Raw genomic sequence first — 957 nt, 5'->3', positions numbered from 1 at the left:
CACCCAAATAACGGATATGTCCCCAACACCGCGGAGCTACAAATTCCGGCTATGCCGATAATCACTGACCGCCTCATACACCGCCTTACGCAACCGATTAATCCCCCCAATCGGCCGATGCGCCTCCACCCCAAACCACGGATTAAACGACTGATTATCACAAGCCAGATTCAACGCCGGCGTATCAAAGTCCTGCGCCGGAATCACCACCTTGGCCACCGTCTCAAACGGCGCATCACTCTCTTTCCATTCAATGCTGGTGTCCTCGATCGGCATGAACTTCTGCGGATTCTGCCGCTGAATCTGCAACACAAAACACGCCGCCACCCGGTCCGTCGACAGTTGCTGATTCAACGCACTGCGCAAAAAGTTCGGCAGGTCCTGATTCTGTTTGGGCAGCACATACGCAGGACACCCCTGGGGATCCGGCGCCACCCGAAACTTCGCATTCGCCGCCCCAAACTTATACGGCGACACCGAGAAATACGTCGTCTGCGTAGGACTCACCGGCGGCGGCGCCAACGTCGCCAGCGCGATAAACAAATGCCGCACCTGCCAACTGCGCGGATCCACCCCGGGGAAAAACGCCATGACTTTCTTGCCATCGGCCTGAGCCGAAATGTTCTGCGCATACTCCGCCACATCACTGACGAAAAAGTTCGGATGGCTGAACATCACAAAGTCCTGCTCACCCCGCGCCTGCTGATCCGCCAGCAGCTGTTTGCCTGGCACGTCCAGCAACTTGATCGCCATCCCCCGGGCATCCCGGATGCTGTCGAACTGCGGATACGCATTGCCGTTGGACAGTCGCATCATCGCCTGCCAGGTCTTGCCCGGCTCGGCGAACACGCCCTGGCGCAGGGCCGGGTCGAGGTCCGCCAGTACGCTGACCTCGGCCTTCACGCAGCCATGGGCCTTGGCATGCGCATCCCGCAGGTAACGCGTGCCTTCGCGGTG

Annotated in this window: 1 protein-coding gene; it reads right to left on the bottom strand. The window is 59.6% G+C overall.

The features are described from left to right. Positions 1 to 36: 36 nt before the first annotated feature. On the bottom strand, positions 37 to 957 hold a 921-nt coding region (locus HX846_RS35535; protein ID WP_178967282.1), incomplete at its 5' end, for a catalase family protein.

It is taken from the genome of Pseudomonas sp. K5002 (genome assembly GCF_013386655.1).
Classification (GTDB): domain Bacteria; phylum Pseudomonadota; class Gammaproteobacteria; order Pseudomonadales; family Pseudomonadaceae; genus Aquipseudomonas.
Note: the sequence above shows the minus strand (reverse complement) of the source record. Positions and strands in the feature narration are given on the sequence as shown.